The sequence below is a fragment of the Microtetraspora malaysiensis genome (assembly GCF_001528665.1).
Lineage (GTDB): Bacteria > Actinomycetota > Actinomycetes > Streptosporangiales > Streptosporangiaceae > Microtetraspora_A > Microtetraspora_A malaysiensis.
On record NZ_BBYJ01000012.1, the window covers coordinates 44,121 to 66,088 of the forward strand.

Consider the following 21,968-nt stretch of genomic DNA (forward strand, 5'->3'; position numbering starts at 1 on the left):
GGCCCGGGGGCCGTCGTCATGTGCGCGGAAGCGGCGCGGTCAGGCCTTCGGCTCCGCCTCGCCCTTGGGCTTGGCGTCCACCCCGGCCTCCTTGCGCTGATCGGTCGTGATCGGCGTGGGAGCGGCGGTCAGCGGGTCGAACCCGGAGGCGGTCTTCGGGAACGCGATCACGTCGCGGATCGACTCGCCGCCCGCGAGGAGCATGCAGACGCGGTCCCAGCCGTAGGCGATGCCGCCATGCGGCGGCGGACCGTAGTTGAACGCCTCGAGGAGGAAGCCGAACTTGCTCTCCGCCTCCTCCTTGGAGATGCCGAGCACCTCGAAGACCCGCTGCTGCATCTCGGCCCGGTGGATACGGATCGAGCCGCCGCCGATCTCCATGCCGTTGCAGACCATGTCGTACGCGTACGCCAGGGCCTCGCCGGGGTTGTCGTGGAAGGTGTCGGCGAACTCGGGCTTGGGGCCGGTGAACGGGTGGTGCACGGCCGTCCAGCCGGTCTGCCGGCCGACCTCGTCGACCACCGGCTCGAACATGGGGGCGTCCACGACCCACAGGAACGACCACTGCGACTCGTCGATCAGGTCGCAGCGGCGGCCGATCTCCAGCCGGGCCGCGCCGAGCAGCTCCCGCGAGGCGTGCGGCAGGCCGGCCGCGAAGAAGATCGCGTCCCCGGGCTGCGCGCCGGTGACCTTGGCCAGGCCGGCGATCTCGGTCTCGGACAGGTTCTTGGCCACCGGGCCGCCGAGCCCGTCCTCCTGGACCAGCACGTACGCCAGGCCCCGGGCGCCGCGCGACTTGGCCCACTCCTGCCAGGCGTCCAGCTCCTTGCGGGTCTGTCCGGCGCCGCCCGGCATGACGACCGCGCCGACGTACGGCGCCTGGAAGACGCGGAAGGAGGTGTTGGCGAAGTAGTCCGTCAGCTCGGTCAGCTCGACCCCGAAGCGCAGGTCCGGCTTGTCGGAGCCGTACCTGGACATCGCCTCGGCGTAGCTGATCCGCGGCAGCGGCGTCGGCAGCTCGTAGCCGAGGGTCTCCTTCCAGATGCGGCCGATCAGCGCCTCACCGAGCTCGATGACGTCGTCCTGGTCGACGAACGACATCTCGATGTCGATCTGAGTGAACTCCGGCTGCCGGTCCGCCCGCAGGTCCTCGTCACGGAAGCAGCGCGCGAGCTGGTAGTAGCGCTCGAGGCCGGAGACCATGAGGAGCTGCTTGAAGAGCTGCGGCGACTGCGGCAGGGCGTACCAGTTGCCCGGCTGGAGCCGTACCGGCACCAGGAAGTCGCGGGCGCCCTCCGGGGTGGAGCGGGTGAGGCTCGGGGTCTCGACGTAGACGAACCCGCGCTCCCGCATGACCTCGTTCGCCAGGTATGTCGCCTGCGAGCGAATCCGCAGCGCGTCGGCGACCTGGGCCCGGCGGATGTCGAGGTAGCGGTACTTCAGCCGCGCCTCCTCCGACACGCCGCTGCTGCCCTCGATCGGGAACGGCAGCGGCGCGGCCTCGCTCAGCACCTCCACCTCGGAGGCGACGACCTCGACGGCGCCGGTCGGCAGGTCGGGGTTCTCGTTGCCCTCCGGGCGCACGCGAACCTCGCCCGTCACCTTGACGCAGTACTCCGAGCGCAGGTCGTGGGCGTGATCCTCCTCACGGAAGACCACCTGGGCGGAGCCGGAGGCGTCCCGCAGGTCGATGAAGACGACCCCGCCGTGGTCGCGGCGGCGGGCCACCCAGCCCGCCAGCGTCACCCGCTGGCCTGCATGCTCCCTACGAAGCGTCCCTGCTTCGTGACTGCGCATCACGAGAATTTCCCCTTCAGGATGTCGACGACCTCGGCGATCGGCACCGCGGTCTGCTCGGCTGTGGTCATGTCCTTCACTTGCGCGGTCCCCGATTCCAGATCCCGGTCGCCGAGGATCAGGGCGTACCGGGCGCCGCTGCGGTCCGCCGCCTTCATCGCGCCCTTGACGCCGCGCCCGCCGAAGGCCATGTCGACCGAAAGGCCGGCCCGGCGCAGCTCCGCCACCAGGGCGAAGACCCGCCGCCGCGCCTCCTCGCCGAGAGGTACGGCGAACACGTCCACGCTGCCCTGACGCTCGGCGAGCAGTCCCTCGGCCTCCATCGCGAGGACGGTGCGGTCGACGCCGAGCGCCCAGCCGACGCTGGGCAGCGGCGGACCGCCGATCATCTCGCTCAGGCCGTCGTAGCGGCCACCGCCGCCCACGGCCGACTGGGCGCCGAGGCCGTCGTGCACGAACTCGAAGGTCGTACGGGTGTAGTAGTCGAGGCCGCGGACCAGCCGGGGGTCGTCGGTGTAGGAGATGCCCACCTCACGAAGAAGGCCACGCACCTCCTCGTGGTAGGCCTTGCACGCCCCGCACAGGTGGTCGGTGACCAGCGGCGCGTCCGCGAGCTGGGCGCGGACCTCGGGCCGCTTGTCGTCGAGAACGCGCAACGGGTTGATCTCGATCCGCTGACGGGTCGGCTCGTCCAGGTCGAGCCCGCGCAGGAACTCCTGCAGCGCGGCCCGGTACGCGGGACGGCACTCACGGCAGCCCAGCGAGTTCAGCAGCAGCCGCACGTTCCGCAGCCCGAGCCGTGTGTAGCCGTCCATGGCGAGCGTGATCAGCTCGGCGTCCAGGGCCGGGTCCTCCGCGCCCAGCGCCTCGGCCCCGACCTGGGAGAAGTGGCGGTACCTGCCCTTCTGGGCCCGCTCGTACCGGTAGTAGCTGCCGGAGTACCACAGCTTGACCGGCAGCGGGCCGCCCGGCAGGCCGTGCTCGATCACCGCGCGCACCACGGAGGCGGTGCCCTCGGGGCGCAGCGTGATCGACCGCCCGCCCTTGTCCTCGAAGGTGTACATCTCCTTGGTCACGATGTCGGTGGACTCACCGACGCCGCGGGAGAACAGCCGGGTGTCCTCGAAGGCCGGCGTCTCGATGTACCCGTAGCCCGCCGCGCGGGCCGGCGCGGACAGCGCGTCGCGTACGGCGAGCGCCCATTCGGAGCGCGGCGGCATCCAGTCGAAGGTGCCCTTCGGCGCTTGAAAGCTCATCAAAGTCCCCTGGTCGGGCCGGCGGGCGGCGCGTCCCCGCCCGGGGCCTGCTGGTCGAGCAGCCCGCGGAGGTAGGGGTTGGTCGCGCGCTCGCGGCCAATGGTCGTCTGCGGTCCATGGCCGGGCAGGACCGTCGTCTCGTCCGGCAGCGGCAGGCACACGGTGGCCAGGCTGCGCAGGATCGTCTCGTGGTCCCCGCCCGGAAGGTCGGTACGGCCGATGGAGCCGGCGAACAGCAGGTCGCCCGAGAACATGATCTCAGGAACCCGGAACGTCACCGACCCCCTGGTATGGCCGGGCGCGTGGTCGACCGTGATCTCCATGCCCGCGAGTTTCAGCACGGCGCCGTCGCTCAGCTCGCGGACGTCGTCGGGCTCGGTGAACTCCAGCCCGCCGAAAAGCATCTGCCCGGCATTCAGGGAGAGCCCCTTGCCGGGATCCGAGAGCAGCTCGCGATCCTCGGGGTGGATCCACGCGGGCACGTCCCGGGCGCCGCAGACGGGCACGACGGACCACATGTGGTCGATGTGGCCGTGGGTCAGCAGCACCGCGACCGGCTTGAGCCGGTACTCGCGCACGATCTCGTCGAGGCCCTCGACAGCGTCCTGACCTGGGTCGATGATGACGCACTCCTCGCCTGCGGCGGGCGCGACAACATAGCAGTTGGTCTGGAAGGACCCTGCGGGAAACCCGGCGACGAGCACGGAATCGGCCTCTTCGTCTCAGAAGATGTATCAAGGAATGCGCGAGCGAATGTAACCGAAGGGTACCGGTGCGGGTCGGCAGGCTGCGAACGCATACCCGTGTGCCGATACGATTCGCCCACCTCAATAGTCATTCTTGGACAGTCGGGAGGACGAAGTGGTCACCGGCAAGGACCGCCAGAAGCAGCTGGCCCGGGATCATTACCAGCGGCAGACGCAGGCGAGACTTGAGCGGCAGCGCAAGGCCCGGCGCACCGCCGTCATCGGAACGACCACCGTCGCCGTCGTGGCGGTGGGGGCGATCGTGGGGGCGATCGCCTTCCTGGGGCGCGGCGACGACGCCACCGCGAACGCCAAGCCGAGCATCGCCGCCGGCGAGGAGCCGAAGGGCTACGACCCCGCCGCCGGCACGTGCTCGTACGTGAAGGCGGCCGACGGCGGCCCGGTCAAGGACGTGGGCATGCCGCCCGAGAAGGTGAGCACCGCCCCGGCGGTCATGACGATCAAGACCAACTACGGGGACATCGTCGCCGACCTCGACGCGGTCAACGCGCCCTGCACGGTCAACTCGTTCAAGTTCCTCGCGTCGAAGGACTACTTCGACAACAGCCGGTGCCACCGGATGGGCACCAGCTTCCCGATCCTGCAGTGCGGCGACCCGCTGGCCAAGGCCGACGGCAAGAACCCCACCGACGGACAGGGCGGCCCCGGCTACCGCTTCGTGGACGAGAACCTCGCGGGCGCCAAGTACACCCGCGGCGTGCTCGCCATGGCCAACAGCGGCCCCGCGACCAACGGCAGCCAGTTCTTCATCGTGTACGGCGACACCGGGCTGAGCGCGGACTACACGCCTTTCGGTACCGTGACGAAGGGGCTGGAAATCCTGGACAAAGTGGCCAAGAGGGGCGTGATCACCGGAGCCGGTGGCGACGGCACGGGCGCACCCAAGCGGCCCGTCGAAATCAAAGACGTGACAATTACCAGCAAGAGCTGACGTAATACAACCAAGGGCACATTGGGGCCCCGGAGGCTGATTCGAGTGCGGGAGGACACCGTGACCACCGACCCGTGGGGCCGGGTAGACGACGACGGCACCGTCTACGTACGTACGGCCGAGGGTGAACGAGCCGTCGGGTCCTGGCAGGCCGGTGAACCGGAGGAGGCTCTCGCCTACTACCACCGCAAGTACGAGGAGCTGGCCGGCCAGATTCAGCTCCTCGAACAGCGGGTGAAGGGCACCGACCTGCCGCCCACGCAGGCGGAGGCGAGCATCCTGAAGCTCCGCGAGGCCGTCACCGAGGCCCACGCCGTGGGCGACCTGGCCGCGCTCCAGAGCCGCCTGGAGGCCTTGAGCGAGATCGTCGGCAAGCGTCGCGAGGAAGTGAAGGTCGCGCGTGACAAGGCGCGGACCCAGGCGCGCGACGTCAAGGAGCGGATCGTCGCCGAGGCCGAGCGGATCGCCGAGGAAGCGACCCACTGGAAGTCCGGCGGCGAGCGGCTGCGCCAGCTCGTCGAGGAGTGGAAGGCCGCCGAGCGCATCGACCGCCCCACCGAGGCGGGCCTGTGGAAGCGCCTGTCCGCCGCGCGTACGGCGTTCGCCAAGCGGCGCAAGGCGTACTTCTCCTCGCTGGACGAGCAGCGGGACGCGGTGCGCGACGAGAAGGAGCGCATCGTCGCCGAGGCGGAGGCGATCGCCGGCTCGACCGACTGGAACGCGACCGCCGCCACCTACCGGGAGCTGATGCACCGGTGGAAGGCCGCCGGCCGCGCCTCCCGTGAGGTCGAGGACGAGCTGTGGACCAGGTTCAAGGGCGCGCAGGACCTGTTCTTCCAGGCCAGGTCGGCCGTCTTCGCCGAGCGGGACGCCTCCTTCGCGGCGAACGCGGAGATCAAGGAGACGCTGCTCGCCGAGGCCGGGAAGCTGCTGCCGATCACGGACGCGAGGAGCGCCCGCGCGGTGCTGCGCGGCATCCTGGAGCGCTGGGAGGCGGCCGGACCGGTGCCGCGGGAGCAGCGCGACCGGCTGGAGGGCGGCCTGCGCAAGATCGATGACGCGGTCCGCAAGGCCGAGGAGAACGAGTGGCGCCGCACGAACCCGGAGGCCAGGGCGCGCGCCCAGGACACCGTCAACCAGCTCCGCCGGTCGATCGAGCAGCTCGAGACCCGGCTGTCCAAGGCCCGGGCGGCGGGCCGCGACAAGGACGTCAAGGAGACCGAGGAGGCGCTCACCGCGCGCCGCTCCTGGCTTGAGGAGGCCGAGCGCACGCTCGCCGAGTTCTCCTGACGCCGGGTTCATCGGGGGCGGCTCCGGCCGCCCCCGCCGCCGGACCGTCCCGTCCCCCGTCGCGATCGCGCGGCGGGGGACGACGCGTGTCAGGGGTCAGGGGTGACGCGGCCCGAAGGGCCCCGCGCGGACGGTCAGTTCGTCACGCGGTAGACATCGTAGACGCCCTGGATGTTGCGCACCGCCTTGAGCACGTGGCCGAGGTGCTTGGGATCGCCCATCTCGAAGGTGAACTTGCTCACCGCGACCCGGTCCCGGCTGGTCGCCACCGTGGCGGACAGGATGTTCACGTGCTGGTCCGACAGCGTACGCGTGACGTCCGACAGCAGCCGGGGCCGGTCCAGCGCCTCGACCTGGATCGCCACCAGGAAGACTGAGTCTCCGCTGGGGGCCCACGACACCTGCACGAGCCGGTCGGGCTGGGCGTTGAGCTGCTCCACGTTGGGGCAGTTCGTCCGGTGGACCGACACCCCGTGACCGCGGGTCACGAAGCCCACGATCTCGTCGCCGGGCACCGGGGTGCAGCACCGCGACAGCCGCACCCACACGTCCGGGTCGCCCGCCACGTTGACACCCGCGTTGGAACCACCCCTGGGACGCCCTCTGAGCTTCGTGGGGACGGCCGCCTCGGCGATGTCCTCCTGTGCCCCCTCGACGCCTCCGAGGGACTGGACGAGCTTCTGGACGACCGCCTGGGCCCCCGAGTGGCCCTCGCCGACCGCGGCGTAGAGAGCCGACACGTCCGGGTACCTGAGGTCGCGCGCCAGCGCGAGGAGCGCCTCACCGGACATCAGGCGCTGCAGCGGCAGCCCCTGCTTGCGCATCGCCCGCCCGATGGCCTCCTTGCCGGCCTCGATGGCGGTCTCCCTGCGCTCCTTGGAGAACCACTGCCGGATCTTGTTGCGGGCCCGGCCGCTCTTGACGAACTTCAGCCAGTCGCGCGAGGGGCCCGCGTCCGGCGACTTGGAGGTGAAGATCTCCACCGTGTCGCCGTTGCCGAGCCGCGACTCCAGCGGCACCAGGCGGCCGTTCACCCGGGCCCCGATGCACCGGTGCCCCACCTCGGTGTGCACGGCGTACGCGAAGTCGACCGGGGTGGCGCCCTCGGGCAGCGCGATCACCTGGCCGCGCGGCGTGAAGACGAACACCTCCGAGACCGACAGGTCGAAGCGCAGCGACTCCAGGAACTCGCCCGGGTCGGATGTCTCCTTCTGCCAGTCGAGGAGCTGGCGCAGCCAGGCCATGTCGTTGACCTGCTTCCCCTTGCCCGCCGTGCCGGGGGCGCCGTTCATCTCCTCCTTGTACTTCCAGTGGGCGGCCACGCCGTACTCCGCGCGGTGATGCATCGCGCGGGTGCGGATCTGCAGCTCGATCGTCTTGCCCTCGGGGCCCATGACCGTCGTGTGCAACGACTGGTACATGTTGAACTTGGGCATCGCGATGTAGTCCTTGAACCGCCCGGGCACCGGCCTCCACTGCGCGTGGATCGTTCCGAGGGCGGCATAGCAGTCGCGCACCGTGTCCACCAGCACGCGGATGCCCACCAGGTCGTAGATGTCGTCGAACGCCACGCCCTTGGCGATCATCTTCTGATAGATCGAGTAGTAGTGCTTCGGACGGCCCTTGACGGTCGCCCGGATCTTGGCCTCGCGCAGGTCGGCGGAGACCCTCTCGATCACGTCCTGCAGGAACAGGTCGCGGCGGGGCGCGCGCTCCGACACCATCCGGGCGATCTCGTCGTACCGCTTCGGATAGAGCATGGCGAACGCGAGGTCCTCCAGCTCCCACTTGATGGTGTTCATGCCGAGCCGGTGCGCGAGCGGCGCGAAGATCTCCAACGTCTCGCGGGACTTCTGCTGCCGCTTGTGCTCGGGCAGGTAGCGCATCGTGCGCATGTTGTGCAGCCGGTCGGCCAGCTTGATGACCAGCACGCGGATGTCGCGCGCCATGGCGACGACCATCTTCCTGACGGTCTCGGCCTGCGCCGCGTCGCCGAACTTGACCTTGTCCAGCTTGGTCACGCCGTCGACCAGGAGGGCGATGTTCTCGCCGAAGTCGGCGCGCAGCTCCTCCAGGCTGTAGGCGGTGTCCTCGACCGTGTCGTGCAGGAGCGCCGCGCAGAGCGTCTCGTCATCGGTGCCGAGCTCGGCCAGGATCGTCGCCACGGCCAGCGGGTGCGTGATGTACGGGTCGCCGCTCTTGCGCTTCTGGTCGCGGTGATGGTGGGCGGCGACGTCGTAGGCGTGCTCGAGCAGCCGGAGATCCGCTTTGGGATGGGTCGCGCGAACCGTCTTGAAGAGCGGTTCCAACACCGGATTCATAGCACCCCACTGCCCCCCGAACCGCGCCCGCCGCCGTCGCTGGGCAGGCGCGGGTCTCTCCTCCGCTGCCTCCGATGCGTCGCGCGCGGCTACCGTCTCCACGGCATCGGCGGGCCAGGACTCACTCCGGGCCCGCACGCCGTCGGGCACGACCACATCACGGGGCACACAGACTCCTCACGTCGAGTCCAGGCTCCCCAGTGTATCCGCGCCGTCTGCCCGCTTTTCGCCTGGATGCGGTCGGTTCAGACGGTCACCAGGGAACGGACCTCCAGGCCAGGCAACCGGTCGCGGCCGGAGAGGAAGGACAGCTCCATCAGGACGGACACCCCGATGACGTGGGCGCCCGCTCTCCTGACCAGCTCCACGGTCGCGTTCGCGGTGCCTCCCGTGGCGAGCACGTCATCCACGATCAGCACCCGCTCGCCCGGGACGAAGGCGTCGGAGTGCACCTCGACCGTCGCGGAGCCGTACTCCAGATCATAGTTCGCCTCGAACGTCTGTGCAGGCAGTTTGCCTTTCTTGCGCACGGGGACGAACCCCGCCCCCGCCCGGTACGCCACCGGGGCGGCCAGGATGAAGCCGCGCGCCTCGATGCCGACCACCTTGTCGAACGCCAGGCCGGCGCCCAGCTCGTCCACCACCTGGGTGAACGCGCCGTGGTCGGCCAGCAGCGGGGTGATGTCCTTGAACATGACGCCCGGCTTCGGGTAGTCGGGAACGTCTCTGATCAGGGAGACCCACTCGGTCATTTTCCGCCCACTTCATGAGGACGGCGCCCCCGCGTCCCTCCGGCGATGCCGAGCATCGCCGGAGGCGGCACAGGAGCGCCGTCGCCGTTCTTACGTGTCAACCGTACCGGTCAACGCTTCTTGCGCTTGTCGTCCTCGGTCGCCGGGACTCCGTTCTGCGACCCCGCGCTCACCGGCTGCTTGGCGGCGCGCGCCTCGGCCGCGGCCGCCTTGGCGGCGGAGGCCTCGCGCTGGGCCACCCGCTTGGCCAGGGCCTTCCACTGCGGCTCGCGCTCCTTGAGCGTGACCAGGATGGGCGTGGCCACGCACAGCGAGGAGTACGTGCCGACGACCATGCCGACGAACAGCGCCAGGGACAGGTCCTTCAGCGTGCCCGCGCCGAGCAGCGTGGTGCCGATGAACAGGATCGCCGCCACCGGCAGGATCGCGACCAGCGAGGTGTTCAGCGACCGGATCAGGGTGTGGCTGAGCGCGTTGTTCGCGGCCTGGGTGTAGGTCATCTTCGCGCTCGTGCCGAGCTTGCCCGTCACTTCCTTGATCATGTCGAAGACGACGACCGCGTCGTACAGCGAATAACCGAGGATCGTGAGGAAGCCCAGCATGGTGGCCGGGGTGACCTCGAAGCCGGACCAGGCGTAGATGCCCGCGGTGATCACGAGGTCGTGGACCAGGGCCACGATGGCGGCGAGCGCCATCCGCCACTCGAACGCGAGGCTGAGATACAGCATGATCGCGAGCATGAAGACGGCCAGGCCGATCCACGCCTTCTGGGCGACCTCACCGCCCCAGGTCGCGCCGATGACCTGGGTGCTGACCTCGTTCACGTCGATGTGGTACTTGTTCGCGACCGCCTGCTGAACCTTGGGCACCTCGTTGGTGTCCAGGCTCTCGGTCGTGACCCGCCAGTTCGCCCCGGCCTGCTGCACGATGGTCTGGTGGACACCGGTCTCGTGGATGGTGTCCCTGACCTCCTCGACGCTGGAACTCGCCGCCCGGGGGAACTCGAAGACCGAGCCGCCCCGGAACTCGACGCCGAGGTTGAGGCCGTGGACGACCATGCCCAGGATGGAGACCGCCATCAGCAGGGCCGACAGGCCGTACCAGAGCTTCCGCTTGCCGACGAAGTCGATGTCGATGTCGCCGCGGTACAGGCGGCTGATAATGCCCGGCATCACGCCTCCTGCAGGGTCTGCTCGGTGCCGGTACGGCCCATGCGTTCAGCGTCGAGCCCGGACAGCTTGTGGCCCTTGGAGAAGAACTTCAGCCGCGCGGCCAGCGACATGAGCGGCTTGGTGAAGAGGAAGACCACCACGATGTCGATGAGCGTGGTCAGTCCCATGGCGAACGCGAACCCGGCGACGCCGCCCACGGCGAGGAAGTAGAGCACCACCGCGGCGATGAACATGACCGCGTCCGCGACCAGGATCGTCCGCTTCGCCCGCCGCCAGGCGACCTCGACGGCGGCGCGGAGGGTGCGTCTGCCTTCCTTCATCTCGTCACGGATGCGTTCGAAGTAGACGATGAACGAGTCCGCGGTGATGCCGATCGAGACCACGAGGCCGATGATGTGCGGCAGCGACCACCGGAAGCCGACGTTCGAGCTGAGGACGGCCACCGACAGGTAGGTGACGAGCGTCGCCACTCCGAGGCTGGCGATGCCGATCGCGCCGAGGCCCCGGTAGTAGAGCAGCAGGTAGAGCATGACGATCAGCAGGCCGATGGCGCCGGAGACGAGGCCGCCGCGGAGCTGGTCCTGGCCGAGCGTCGAGGAGACGGAGACGACGGAGCTCTGCACGAACTTGAGCGGCAGCGCGCCGTACTTGAGCTGGTCGGCGAGCTCGGTCGCGGTCTGCTGGGTGAAGCCGCCCGAGATCTCGGTCTTGCCGCCGGGGATCCGGCCGTTCGAGGCGGGGGCGGTGATCACGAGACCGTCGAGGACGACGCCGATCTGGTTGCGCGGCGCCTGGGCGCCGAAGGCCCTGGCGGTGAGGTCGCTCCACTGCGACGCGCCCTGGCTCTTGAAGTCGAGGTTGACCACCCACTCGCCGGTGTCCTGGCGTACGCCGGCCGACGCGGTGGTGATCTGAGCGCCCTGCACGGCGGCCTTGTCGAGGATGTACCTCGCGGAGCCGTCCTGGCTGCAGGCCACGATCTGCTTGTTCGGGTCGTCCTGGGCGCCCTGGCCGCGGTTCTTCGCGGTGCAGTCGATCTTACGGAACGCTTCCAGGGCGGCCGGGTCGATGCCGGAGACGTCCTGCCCGGCGAGCGGGTCCTCCTCGCCGGCGCTGGTCGAGGGCGACGGCGACGGCGTCGCCTTGGCCCGTGTCCCGGCCGTCGACCTCTCACCGGTGGCGGTATGCGACCTCGCCCGCCTGGTCACGCTCGGCGTCGGGGTGGGCTCGGCAAGGACCTTGGAGACCGCGCGCCCAGCCGGCGTGGCGCCGGGGGACGGGGTGGCGGCCGACGAACTCGGCGTGGCCGCGGTCGTGGGAAGGGCGGCCGGCGGAGTCGTGGCCGCGGCCACCGCGAGCACCTGGCGGAAACGCATCTCCGCGGTGGTGGCGACCAGTTTGACGGCCTCGTCGCGGCCGGCGCCCGGCACCGAGATGACGATGTTGTCGCCGGACCTGGCGACCTCGGCGTCAGAGATGCCGGTGCCGTTCACGCGGTCCCGGATGATGTTGACGGCCCGGTCGAGGCTCTCCTGCGGCGGGGCCTTGCCGTCGGCGGTCACGGGCGACAGCGTCACTGTCGTGCCGCCCGCGAGGTCGAGACCGAACTTGGGGACGAACGCCTTCTGGAAGACGATCGACGCCCCCATGGCGAGGATTATCACCAGAAGGGCCAGGAGCATGCGCCCTGGCTTGATCTGGCTACTGGTCGGTGGGGCCACTGGTGGTCGACTCTCTCGTCAAGGGATCTTCAGTGAGCGTGGTCAGGACTGCTTGGTGCCCGAGTCCTTGCTGCCCCCGTCTTCGGAGGTCTCGGTCGCCTGCTCGCCCTTGTCCTTCTGAATGTCCTCATGGGCGTCGTCGCGAACGCCCTCTTCCGCCACGGGCTGGGCAGAATCCGTCTCATCAGCATCGGCGCCGTCAACGGGAGTCACAACGCGACCGATCGCGGCCTTGACCCAGCGGGTCTCCACACCCGGCGCGATCTCCAGGATGACGTCCTCGTCCTGGAGGCCCACCACGGTGCCGAACAGACCCGTCGTCGTCATGACGCGCGCGCCCGGCGTAAGCGAGCTCTGCATCTGCAGCTGCTCCTGCTGACGCTTGCGCTGGGGGCGGATCAGCAGGAAGTAGAACACCACTACCAGCAAGATCAGTGGCAGAAACGTCCCAAGCGGGTTGTTGCCCACGGGGGCCACCCTTCCATTAGGTGATGAACCGGTGTAACACCGGAGGTCCTGTTACGCGTTTTGCGCGCCGCGACCGCGTCGCCGAGAAGCGTCAGCGTAAGCGGCCGGTCAAGCCACGCAGTGTAGGCGAGCCGCTCGAAGAGCGGCAACGAACCCACGATATGGCACGCGGGAAAGTGCCCATTTCAGCGTCTTTGCAACCGATCTGTGACCATGAGCGGCTGATGCGCCCTTCGTGACCGACTTCGACACCCTGATATTTCTCTGCCATTCAAGAAATGCGCAGCTTTCGTCGACGTTCATTCACGCCTCGGCCGCGTTCCGCCGCTCCTTCCGCGGAAGCGGGGCGGCGCCTCGGTTCAGAAGGGGGCGTCCGGAGGCGGGACCAGGCCGAGATGCGTCCAGGCCGCCGTGGTCGCCACGCGGCCCCGCGGCGTGCGGGCGAGCAGGCCCTGCCGGACGAGGAACGGCTCCGCCACCACCTCCACGGTCTCGGGCTCCTCCCCCACCGCCACCGCGAGCGTGGACAACCCGACCGGGCCGCCGCCGAACTTGCGCAGCAGCGCCCCCAGCACGGCGCGGTCGAGCCGGTCCAGGCCCTCGCCGTCCACCTCATAGAGGTTGAGCGCGGCGGCGGCCACCTCGCGGGTGATCACGCCCTCGGCGCGCACCTCGGAGAAGTCGCGGACCCGGCGCAGCAGGCGGTTCGCGATGCGGGGCGTCCCGCGCGACCGGCGGGCGATCTCGTGCGCGCCCTCGCCGGGAAGCTCGACGGACAGCAGCCGCGCGGATCTGTGCAGCACCTGCTCCAGCTCGGGCACGTCGTAGAAGTCCATGTGGGCGGTGAAGCCGAAGCGGTCGCGCAGCGGTGCCGGGAGCAGTCCGGCGCGCGTGGTCGCCCCGACCAGCGTGAACGGCGCGATGTCCAGCGGGATGGACGTGGCCCCCGGCCCCTTGCCGACCACGATGTCGACCCGGAAGTCCTCCATCGCGAGGTAGAGCATCTCCTCGGCCGGGCGGGCCATGCGGTGGATCTCGTCGATGAAGAGGACCTCGCCCTCGGAGAGGGTCGAGAGGATCGCGGCGAGGTCGCCGGCGCGCTCCAGCGCCGGGCCGGAGGTCATCCGGAGCGGCGCGCCCAGCTCGGCCGCGACGATCATGGCGAGTGTGGTCTTGCCCAGGCCGGGGCCACCGCTCATCAGCACGTGGTCCGGCGGCCGGTTGCGGCGCAGGGCGCTCTCCAGCACCAGCGAGAGCTGCTCGCGCACCCGCCCCTGGCCGATGAACTCCTCCAGGCGGCGGGGACGCAGCGCCGCCTCGATGGCGTGCTCGTCCCCCTCGGCGTCGGGCGAAACCAGGTCGCGGTCGATGCTCATGACGGCCTCCCCCGGCGCCGGCGGTGCGCTGAAACGTTCATCGGACGGCTCACCGGACGCTCAGCGCGCGCAGGGCCGACTTGAGCAGGGCGGCGACCTGGGGGGACCGGCCGGCCGTCACCTCGGCGTCGGCCTCGGGCGCCACCACGGCGACGGCCTCGTCCGCGTCCTTGGCCGAGTATCCGAGGCCGACCAGGCCGGAGTGGACCTGGTCACGCCAGGGAAGCACCGGCGCGCCGCCGCCGATCGCGGCGTTGACCGCGTCCTCCGGCGTGCCGAGCTTGCCCTTGAGCTCCAGGACGATGCGCTGGGCGCCCTTCTGGCCGATGCCGGGGACCATGGTCAGCGCCTTGATGTCGGCGGTCGCGACGGCCACCCGGAGCGCGCTCGGCGTGTGGACGGCCAGCATGGCGAGCGCGATGCGCGGTCCGACCCCGCTCGCCGTCTGCAGCATCTCGAACACGGTCCGCTCGTCTTCGGAGGCGAAGCCGTACAGCGTGAGCGACTCCTCGCGGACCACCAGCGAGGTGGCGAGTCTGCCGGGCTCGCCCACCCGCAGCCCGGCCAGCGTGCCGGGCGTGCAGTGCACCAGCATGCCGACCCCGCCGACCTCGACCACGGCGGCCTCCGGCCCGATCCCGGTCACCCGGCCCGCCACGGATGCGATCACTGCGCGCTCCCTCCCCGATCGGCCCGCCCTGCTTCGCGGACCCCAGTCCTACCAGAAGCGGCCGACATGGCGGCGGCCGGCGACGTCGCCGGGGTCACCGCCCGGCTCCGGGATGGCGGTATCCGGGCTGGAGCGCGACGGGCCGTCCCCGCCCGGCCAGGGCCTGGGCCTGGGCCAGCCGGTTCTGCGCGGCGCCGCGCCAGACATGGCAGATGGCGAGGGCCAGGGCGTCGGCGGCGTCGGCGGGCTTCGGCATGGCGTCGAGCCTGAGCACGCGGGTCACCATGGTGCCGACCTGCTTCTTGTCGGCGTTGCCGTTCCCCGTGATGGCGGCCTTGACCTCGCTCGGCGTGTGCAGCGCGACCGGCAGGCCGCGCCGCGCGGCGCAGGTGATGGCGACCGCGGACGCCTGCGCGGTGCCCATGACCGTACGCACGTTGTGCTGGGCGAAGACGCGCTCCACGGCCACCGCGTCGGGCTTGATCTCGTCGAGCCAGCGCTCGATCTCGGCCTCGATGGCGACCAGCCGGGCACCGATGTCGTCCTCGGCGGGCGTGCGCACCACGCCGACGGCCACCATGCGCAGCGGCGCACCCGGACGACCCTCGACCGCTCCGAGGCCGCACCGGGTCAGCCCCGGATCGACCCCCATCACCCTCAGCTCGGGCAACCGCACCGGAACGCCTCCCCCGGGATCCATTCTTCGCCGAACACGTGTTCGGCGAAGAACTCTACTCCCGGTGGAGGCGCGAGATCACGGGTAACCGCGGATCAGAAGTAGTCGAGCATGTACGCGGCGCAGTGGAAGGCCGCGCCAAGCGCCTCGTCGTCCTCGGCGGAGCCACCCGTGACCAGACCGGCGCGGCGCAGCGTGGCCATGGGGACGCCCGCGAACAGCGCGGACAGGCCGCGGACGCCGAAGGCGGGTCCGGCTCCCGACGACGGACTGACGGACCCCGCCCCCGAGGAGATCTCCAGCCGCCAGGCTCCGCTGTTCGCCGGCCGCTGCGGGTCCTCCACATGGATGACGGTGTCCGCCGAGATCCCGGCGGGGAAACCGCGCCGCGCGACGGCGGCGGGCAGGTCGATCACGCGGAACATCCAACGTGTCTGCCGGATCTCGTCCTTGCTCCGCTCCCTGAGCAGCCAGAGCACCGGGTCGTACGGCTCGACGACCGCGGTGACGGACTTGGCGACCGAGGAGGCGGTGCCGACCAGGGACCACAGGGCCCGCGCGGTGGCCTCGGATCCGGCCACGCAGTTGTCGACCTGGATGTCGCCGCTGTTCCACCGGTAGATCAGGAACCCGTCGTCGGCGACGTAGCAGAAGTCGTCGTCCTCGGCCAGCCACAGCCGCCACGTGCGCTCGTCGTAGCAGAGCGGGCCGGAGGCGCGGGTCGCGGCGTGGATCCGCCCGATGGTCGCGATCAGCTCCGGCGCGTCGTCGGGGCCCATCCGGCGCAGCTTAACGCCGGGGCCGGCCGCATCCAGCCCGCGCAGCGCCTCGGTGGGGAGGGTGACCCTGGTCAGGCCGCCCGCGTGCTCCCAGCCCATGCTCCGATAGAGCGGCGTGGTGGCGGGATAGAGCGCGGAGACGACGTCCCCGAGCTCGGCCGCGCGCTCGATGACGGCCTGCGTGATCGCCCGGCCCACGCCGCGGCCCCGGTCCTCGGGGGCGACGGTGACGCTCGCGACGCCGCCCATCGGCATCGGGCGGCCGTGCCACCACTGGGTGAACGCGTTGATCCGGGCCGTGGCGATCAGACGGGGACCGTCGAAGGCGCCGATGTAGCGCCCGGTCGGCAACACGGGCACCACCAGCTCGCGCCACATTTCGATGTCGCTGCCGGAGATGGGTCCGAAGGCCCGCTTACGGTTGTCCAGCACCGCGTCGAGATCGTCGACGGTGAGATCACGAATATCCACGATCGCACAAAATATGCGGATCGCCGGTCCGGCGCCAACCGTTTTCCGCGTGACCCGCGCCGCTCGCCGTCGTGGCGGGGTCACGCGGAGGCGGGACTACGCCTCGAGCTTCTCCATGATCTCGTCGGAGACATCGAAGTTGGCCCAGACGTTCTGCACGTCGTCGCTGTCCTCGAGGGCGTCGATGAGGCGGAAGACCTTGCGGGCGCCCTCCTCGTCGAGCGGGATGTTCATGGTCGGCAGGAAGCTCTGCTCGGCCGACTCGTACTCGACGCCGGCGTCCTGGAGCGCGGAGCGGACCGGGACCAGGTTCGTGGCCTCGCACACCACCTCGAAGTTGTCGCCGAGGTCGTTGACCTCCTCGGCGCCCGCGTCGAGGACGGCCAGCAGCACGTCGTCCTCGGAGAGGTCGCCGGCCTTCGGCACGATGACGACGCCCTTGCGGTTGAACATGTACGACACCGAGCCCGGGTCGGCGAGCGAGCCGCCGTTACGGGTCAGCGCGACCCGGACCTCGGACGCCGCGCGGTTGCGGTTGTCGGTGAGGCACTCGATCAGGACGGCCACGCCGCCCGGGGCGTAGCCCTCGTACATGATGGTCTGCCAGTCGGCGCCGCCGGCCTCCAGGCCGCCGCCGCGCTTACGCGCCCGCTCGATGTTGTCGATGGGGACGGAGTTCTTACGCGCCTTGGTGATGGCGTCGTAGAGGGTCGGGTTGCCGTCCGGGTCGGGTCCACCGGTCCGGGCCGCGACCTCGACGTTCTTGATGAGCTTGGCGAACAGCTTGCCGCGCTTGGAGTCGAGCGCGGCCTTCTTGTGCTTCGTCGTCGCCCATTTGGAGTGGCCGGACATCGCCTAGAACTCCCTCACCATTTCGACAAAATACGAGTGGACCCGCGCATCTCCCGTCAGCTCGGGATGGAAGGACGTCGCGAGCAAAGGTCCCTGTCGGACCGCGACGATCCTACCCCCGGGCTCGGCCCGGCCCAGCACCTCAACGTCGGCGCCGACCGATTCGACCCAGGGTGCGCGGATGAAAACCGCCCGGACGGAGCCGCGTCCGGCGAAGTCGAGATCGGCTTCGAAGGAGTCGACCTGGCGGCCGAAGGCGTTGCGGCGGACGACCATGTCGATGCCGCCGATCGTCTCCTGACCGTCGGCGCCGCCCTCGATGCGGTCGGCCAGCATGATCATCCCGGCGCAGGAGCCGTACGCGGGCAGCCCCTCCTTGATGCGCAGCTTGAGCGGCTCGAGCAGGTCGAACGCGGTCGCGAGCTTCCACATCGCGGTGGACTCCCCGCCGGGGATGACCAGCCCGTCGACCGCGTCCAGTTCGCTCTTGCGGCGTACGGCCATCGCCCTCGCCCCCGCGTCCTCGATGGCGCGGGCGTGCTCGCGCACATCGCCCTGGAGGGCGAGCACACCGATCAGCGGCGCAGTCGTCACGATCGTCCTTTCGTCCGGCGGTGGTCCCAGCGTAGAACCAAGGCGCAGAACGCCCCAAACTGCACGTTTTATGCCTGTGCGGGTGACGCGTCGCGAAAGGTGTGATCGGTGTCGACGTGGTCGAGCGCGGCCAGGTGGTGCCGCCGGGTGAACAGGATCGCGATGCCCACAACGCAGCAGGCCGCCCCCACGTAGTACGGCACGGCCTCGCCGAACTCCTCGCCCAGTTTGGTCACGATGTACGGCGCGAGCGCCCCGCCCATCCAGCGGACGAAGTTGTAGCCGGCCGAGGCGACGGGACGGGGCGCGTCCGACACCTCCATCGCGGCCTCGGTGAAGATCGTGTTGTTGAACCCGATGGGGATGCCGCAAAGGATCACGAAGACCACGGTCCCGGCCTGCCCGGAGAGGGCGATGCCCACCTGGAGGACGGCGAGCAGCGCGAGGGAGAGCAGCAGCACGCGGACCGACCCGAGGCGGCGCTGCAGCCACGGCGCGCCGAAGACGGAGGCCAGCGCCACACAGACGCCCCACCCGAAGAACACCGCGCCGATGCCGTACGCGGACATGCCGAGGATGAACGGGGTGAACGCCAGCACGGTGAAGAACGCGAAGTTGTAGAAGAGCGCGGTGAAGGCGGTGGTGGACAGGCCGCCGTGGGCCAGCGCGCGGATCGGGTCGCTCAGCCGGGTCCGCATGGCGGGCTTCGGCGTCGGCGCGAGCAGGCTCACGATCAGGACGAACCCGACGGCCATCAGCGTCGCGGTGCCGAAGAAGGGCGCACGCCAGTTCCAGTCGCCGAGCAGCGCCCCGATCAGCGGGCCCAGGGAGATGCCGAGACCGAGCGCGGCCTCGTAGAGGATGATCGCCTTCTCCGCGCCGCCGCTGGCCGCGCCGACGATCACGGCGAGCGCGGTGGCCACGAAGAGCGCGTTGCCGAGGCCCCATCCGGCGCGGAAGCCGACGAGCTGGCCGACCGTGCCGGAGGTCCCGGCCAGCGCGGCGAAGACGACGACGAGCGCGAGACCGAGCAGGAGGGTGCGCTTGCCGCCGATCCGGCTGGAGACCCAGCCGGTGACCAGCATCGCGACCGCGGTGACCAGGAAGTAGCTGGTGAACAGCAGCGACACCTGGCTGGGCGTGGCGTGCAGCCCCTGCGCGATCGACGGGAGGATGGGGTCGACGAGCCCGATCCCCATGAAGGCCACCACCGCGGCGAACGCGGTGGCCCACACCGAGACGGGCTGGCGGAGGATCCCTCCGGTTGGCTGCGACAACTGGGGCTCCTTCAGCTTCGGCCGAGCTTGGCGAGGGCGGGCAGGGCGACGTCGATGGCGGCGCGCTCCTCGGGGGTGAGGAAGCCGAGCTGGCGGGTGAGATAGCCGATCCTGGACTCCCGTACGGCGTGCAGCCGGGCGCGGCCCTCCTCGGTGAGCTCGACGGTGCGCACGCGGGCGTCGGCCGGGTCGGCGGCGCGCGCGACGAGCCCGGCGTCCTCCAGCCGGTTGATCTGCACCGTCATGGTGGGGAGTTGCACCGCGTGATCCTCGGCCAGCTCGGTCATCCGCCGGCCGCCGCCCTCCAGGGAGCCGAGCACGGCGTACTGCTGGGCGGTGATCGGCTGGCCCGCCGTCGTGCGGCGCAGCAGCATCACCAGGTGGCGCAGTTCGCGGGAGAGGCGCTCGGCCAGCGCCCGCGTGTCATCCGTCGTCATAGTTTGCCATGCTAACTTAGTCTGGCTAACTATTTCTCCGGAGGGGCCCTCATCCGCCTGATATTCCAGGATCTTCCGGAAAGCCGAAACGGCGACCCCGCATAGCGGGGCCGCCGTTTCTCAGCGGACGCTCGGTCGTCAGACCGGCGAGATCACCAGCCGCGCTCGGCCAGGCGGTGCGGCACCGGGATCTCGTCCACGTTGATGCCGACCATGGCCTCGCCCAGGCCGCGCGACACCTTCGCCACGACGTCCGGGTCGTCGTAGAACGTGGTGGCCTTGACGATGGCGGCGGCGCGCTTGGCCGGGTCGCCGGACTTGAAGATGCCGGAGCCGACGAAGACGCCCTCGGCGCCGAGCTGCATCATCATCGCGGCGTCGGCCGGGGTGGCGATGCCGCCCGCGGTGAACAGCACGACCGGGAGCTTGCCGGCCTTGGCCACCTCGACGACCAGCTCGTACGGCGCCTGCAGCTCCTTGGCCGCGACGTACAGCTCGTCCTCGGACAGCGAGGTGAGCCGCCGGATCTCGCCGCGGATCGTGCGCATGTGAGTGACGGCGTTGGAGACGTCACCGGTGCCGGCCTCGCCCTTGGAGCGGATCATCGCGGCGCCCTCGGTGATGCGGCGCAGCGCCTCACCCAGGTTGGTGGCCCCGCAGACGAAGGGCACGGTGAAACGCCACTTGTCGATGTGGTTGGCGTAGTCGGCCGGGGTGAGCACCTCGGACTCGTCGATGTAGTCGACGCCAAGCGCCTGCAGCACCTGGGCCTCGACGAAGTGGCCGATCCGGGCCTTGGCCATCACCGGGATCGACACGGTGTTGATGATGCCCTCGATCATGTCGGGGTCACTCATCCGGGACACCCCACCCTGGGCGCGGATGTCGGCGGGGACGCGCTCCAGTGCCATGACCGCGACCGCTCCCGCGTCCTCGGCGATCTTGGCCTGCTCGGGCGTGACGACGTCCATGATGACGCCGCCCTTGAGCATCTCGGCCATGCCCCGCTTCACGCGGGCGGTGCCGACGGCGGTCTCGTTGACTTCAGGCGTGCTGCTGGACACGTTGCTACCTCACGACGGCGGATCAGTGGATTCTCTTCCATGGTAGGTCCTGACCGAACCTTGGCCCGACGCACCATCCTGTAAGGGTTCGTCCCGCGTTTTGTACGCCGCGCCCATACCTCGGTCGTGCCCGGCCCCGGCGTCGCCTCCCGTACGGACGGGTCAGGGGGCGATGGGCTTGCGCGAGGCGAGCACGACCCAGACCTGGCCGCGCGCGAACGGCATCGGCGACCCGTCGGCCATGGTGTAGGTGGTGCCCCCCTCCTCCGAGGGGCGCTCCCACCTGACCTTGTACGCCATGCCGTCGCGCAGCACGACGCCGGTGCCCTTGCCGACGCTGTGGACCAGGGGCGTGTAACTGCCGGTGAAGTCGTGGAACTCCGACCTCTCGGTCTTCACCCACTGCACCACGATCGTCGGCGCGCCCTGCTGGCCGCCCTCGGCCGCCATGTCCTTCTTGCCGTCCTGGGTGACCAGCCAGCGCTTCTGCGTCTCCGACCAGGCGAACTCGAAGTTCGCCGCGGGGTAGCGTACGCGCACCTTCTTCTGCGGCACTCCCCCGGCGGGTGGCTCGTCGGAGAACACGAAGCCGACGTCGTCCGCCTTGGTCGCCTGGGACGCCTTCGCCAGCAGCTTGCGGGGGGTGGCGAACAGGTTGTACGGCGCGTACCGGCCCTGGGCCCGGAAGTAGGCGCCGGGCGTACTGCTGTCGGAGACATCGAACAGCGACGCCTTCTGCACGTACGGGATCATCTTGGTCTGCACACCCGAATACGAAAGGGCGGGCTTGCCGAACTGCGGCAGGATGTGCAGGTCAGAGATCCGGGCGCTGCGGACCGGCCCCACCTGGGCGGGCAGCTTCGAGGAGAAGATCGCCATGAGACGGGTGAGCCCGCCCTCGACCTGCTCGACGTAGACGATGTCGGCACTGCGCACGCCCATCTGCGGCTTGCCGGCCGAGGTGTTCTCGATCTTCACGGCGAGAACCGGACGAGCCTGGTTGAACGGGCGTCCGGTGAACGGGTGCTCGGGCGGCGGGGTCGGCGACGGGGAGGCGGTCGCGGCCTCAGGCTGTGCGAGGGGCGGCTTGTCACTGTCTGAGGAACACGCGGCACCGGCGAGAACCGCCCCCAGACCAAGCGTGACACCGATCATCCGTTGCGCCCGCACCCTCAAGCTCCTCCCATGGAGAACCAGCCGAAATCAGCAGGGAACGCCGCATCCGGACCGGCTCGCGCCGCGAAATGGCAACGAGCTTACCGGCGCTAGATAGTAGATCCCGCTTGGAACGGTCAAA

At 70.1% G+C, this 21,968-nt stretch carries 20 protein-coding genes; 2 read left to right on the forward strand and 18 right to left on the reverse strand.

What is annotated here, in order from left to right; translation table 11 throughout:
* Positions 1-39: 39 nt before the first annotated feature.
* Genes aspS through AWQ71_RS16535 form a run of 3 tightly spaced genes read right to left on the reverse strand, consistent with a single transcriptional unit; the run spans position 40 to position 3,757 of the window.
* Positions 40-1,800 (reverse strand): aspartate--tRNA ligase, encoded by a 1,761-nt coding sequence (gene aspS, locus AWQ71_RS16525; protein ID WP_067133998.1) that lies wholly within the window; start codon positions 1,798-1,800, stop codon positions 40-42.
* On the reverse strand, positions 1,797-3,053 hold the full coding sequence (hisS, locus tag AWQ71_RS16530; protein ID WP_174550718.1) for a histidine--tRNA ligase: 1,257 nt from the start codon (positions 3,051-3,053) through the stop codon (positions 1,797-1,799). The genes aspS and hisS overlap by 4 nt, the downstream gene beginning before the upstream one ends.
* Positions 3,053-3,757 (reverse strand): MBL fold metallo-hydrolase, encoded by a 705-nt coding sequence (locus AWQ71_RS16535; protein ID WP_067134004.1) that lies wholly within the window; start codon positions 3,755-3,757, stop codon positions 3,053-3,055. The genes hisS and AWQ71_RS16535 overlap by 1 nt, the downstream gene beginning before the upstream one ends.
* 136 nt (positions 3,758-3,893) lie before the next feature.
* Between AWQ71_RS16535 and AWQ71_RS16540 the strand changes: the two genes are divergently transcribed.
* Complete coding sequence (locus AWQ71_RS16540; RefSeq protein ID WP_245658323.1) at positions 3,894-4,751, forward strand: peptidylprolyl isomerase; 858 nt, start codon at positions 3,894-3,896, stop codon at positions 4,749-4,751.
* 60 nt (positions 4,752-4,811) lie between these two features.
* Positions 4,812-6,041, forward strand: a complete 1,230-nt coding sequence (locus AWQ71_RS16545; protein WP_067134396.1) for a DUF349 domain-containing protein — start codon at positions 4,812-4,814, stop codon at positions 6,039-6,041.
* 134 nt (positions 6,042-6,175) lie between these two features.
* Here the strand turns inward: AWQ71_RS16545 and AWQ71_RS16550 are convergent, their stop codons facing one another.
* From AWQ71_RS16550 to AWQ71_RS16620, 15 genes are all read right to left on the reverse strand, one after another.
* A complete protein-coding gene (locus AWQ71_RS16550) occupies positions 6,176-8,362 on the reverse strand; it encodes a RelA/SpoT family protein (protein WP_157570391.1) in 2,187 nt (728 codons plus the stop codon).
* A gap of 245 nt (positions 8,363-8,607) precedes the next feature.
* Positions 8,608-9,114, reverse strand: coding sequence for an adenine phosphoribosyltransferase (locus AWQ71_RS16555; RefSeq protein WP_067134011.1), 507 nt, complete (start codon positions 9,112-9,114; stop codon positions 8,608-8,610).
* Between the two features lie 110 nt (positions 9,115-9,224).
* Positions 9,225-10,286: a protein translocase subunit SecF gene (gene secF / locus AWQ71_RS16560; protein ID WP_067134013.1), complete on the reverse strand. Its 1,062-nt coding sequence runs from the start codon at positions 10,284-10,286 to the stop codon at positions 9,225-9,227.
* Positions 10,286-11,935: a protein translocase subunit SecD gene (gene secD, locus AWQ71_RS16565; RefSeq protein ID WP_245658324.1), complete on the reverse strand. Its 1,650-nt coding sequence runs from the start codon at positions 11,933-11,935 to the stop codon at positions 10,286-10,288. The genes secF and secD overlap by 1 nt, the downstream gene beginning before the upstream one ends.
* 114 nt (positions 11,936-12,049) lie before the next feature.
* On the reverse strand, positions 12,050-12,475 hold the full coding sequence (gene yajC, locus AWQ71_RS16570; protein ID WP_067134397.1) for a preprotein translocase subunit YajC: 426 nt from the start codon (positions 12,473-12,475) through the stop codon (positions 12,050-12,052).
* Positions 12,476-12,834: 359 nt separating this feature from the next.
* Positions 12,835-13,851 (reverse strand): Holliday junction branch migration DNA helicase RuvB, encoded by a 1,017-nt coding sequence (ruvB, locus tag AWQ71_RS16575; protein ID WP_067134019.1) that lies wholly within the window; start codon positions 13,849-13,851, stop codon positions 12,835-12,837.
* A 49-nt stretch (positions 13,852-13,900) separates the two neighbouring features.
* Positions 13,901-14,521, reverse strand: a complete 621-nt coding sequence (gene ruvA / locus AWQ71_RS16580) for a Holliday junction branch migration protein RuvA (protein ID WP_067134022.1) — start codon at positions 14,519-14,521, stop codon at positions 13,901-13,903.
* Positions 14,522-14,615: 94 nt separating this feature from the next.
* Positions 14,616-15,182: a crossover junction endodeoxyribonuclease RuvC gene (gene ruvC / locus AWQ71_RS16585; RefSeq protein WP_067134398.1), complete on the reverse strand. Its 567-nt coding sequence runs from the start codon at positions 15,180-15,182 to the stop codon at positions 14,616-14,618.
* Between the two features lie 110 nt (positions 15,183-15,292).
* Positions 15,293-16,447: a GNAT family N-acetyltransferase gene (locus AWQ71_RS16590; protein WP_067134024.1), complete on the reverse strand. Its 1,155-nt coding sequence runs from the start codon at positions 16,445-16,447 to the stop codon at positions 15,293-15,295.
* Between the two features lie 96 nt (positions 16,448-16,543).
* On the reverse strand, positions 16,544-17,299 hold the full coding sequence (locus tag AWQ71_RS16595; RefSeq protein ID WP_067134027.1) for a YebC/PmpR family DNA-binding transcriptional regulator: 756 nt from the start codon (positions 17,297-17,299) through the stop codon (positions 16,544-16,546).
* Between the two features lie 3 nt (positions 17,300-17,302).
* Complete coding sequence (gene pdxT, locus AWQ71_RS16600) at positions 17,303-17,893, reverse strand: pyridoxal 5'-phosphate synthase glutaminase subunit PdxT (RefSeq protein WP_067134030.1); 591 nt, start codon at positions 17,891-17,893, stop codon at positions 17,303-17,305.
* 68 nt (positions 17,894-17,961) lie between these two features.
* On the reverse strand, positions 17,962-19,170 hold the full coding sequence (locus AWQ71_RS16605) for an MFS transporter (RefSeq protein ID WP_084258955.1): 1,209 nt from the start codon (positions 19,168-19,170) through the stop codon (positions 17,962-17,964).
* An 11-nt stretch (positions 19,171-19,181) separates the two neighbouring features.
* Positions 19,182-19,607, reverse strand: a complete 426-nt coding sequence (locus AWQ71_RS16610) for a MarR family winged helix-turn-helix transcriptional regulator (RefSeq protein WP_067134032.1) — start codon at positions 19,605-19,607, stop codon at positions 19,182-19,184.
* A 152-nt stretch (positions 19,608-19,759) separates the two neighbouring features.
* Positions 19,760-20,671 (reverse strand): pyridoxal 5'-phosphate synthase lyase subunit PdxS, encoded by a 912-nt coding sequence (pdxS, locus tag AWQ71_RS16615; RefSeq protein WP_084258956.1) that lies wholly within the window; start codon positions 20,669-20,671, stop codon positions 19,760-19,762.
* Positions 20,672-20,833: 162 nt separating this feature from the next.
* Positions 20,834-21,841 carry a DUF3048 domain-containing protein gene (locus AWQ71_RS16620; protein WP_245658325.1) on the reverse strand — a complete coding sequence of 336 codons (1,008 nt, stop codon included), beginning with the start codon at positions 21,839-21,841 and terminating at the stop codon, positions 20,834-20,836.
* Positions 21,842-21,968 lie beyond the last annotated feature (127 nt).

Excerpts from the sequence above, each read along its gene's own strand:
- ruvB (WP_067134019.1), bottom strand. The coding sequence starts at position 13,851 with ATGAGCATCGACCGCGACCTGGTTTCGCCCGACGCCGAGGGGGACGAG.
- AWQ71_RS16550 (WP_157570391.1), bottom strand. The coding sequence starts at position 8,362 with ATGAATCCGGTGTTGGAACCGCTCTTCAAGACGGTTCGCGCGACCCAT.
- hisS (WP_174550718.1), bottom strand. The coding sequence starts at position 3,053 with ATGAGCTTTCAAGCGCCGAAGGGCACCTTCGACTGGATGCCGCCGCGC.
- AWQ71_RS16610 (WP_067134032.1), bottom strand. The coding sequence starts at position 19,607 with ATGACGACGGATGACACGCGGGCGCTGGCCGAGCGCCTCTCCCGCGAA.
- AWQ71_RS16595 (WP_067134027.1), bottom strand. The coding sequence starts at position 17,299 with ATGTCCGGCCACTCCAAATGGGCGACGACGAAGCACAAGAAGGCCGCG.
- secF (WP_067134013.1), bottom strand. The coding sequence starts at position 10,286 with ATGCCGGGCATTATCAGCCGCCTGTACCGCGGCGACATCGACATCGAC.
- AWQ71_RS16555 (WP_067134011.1), bottom strand. The coding sequence starts at position 9,114 with ATGACCGAGTGGGTCTCCCTGATCAGAGACGTTCCCGACTACCCGAAG.
- secD (WP_245658324.1), bottom strand. The coding sequence starts at position 11,935 with ATGGGGGCGTCGATCGTCTTCCAGAAGGCGTTCGTCCCCAAGTTCGGT.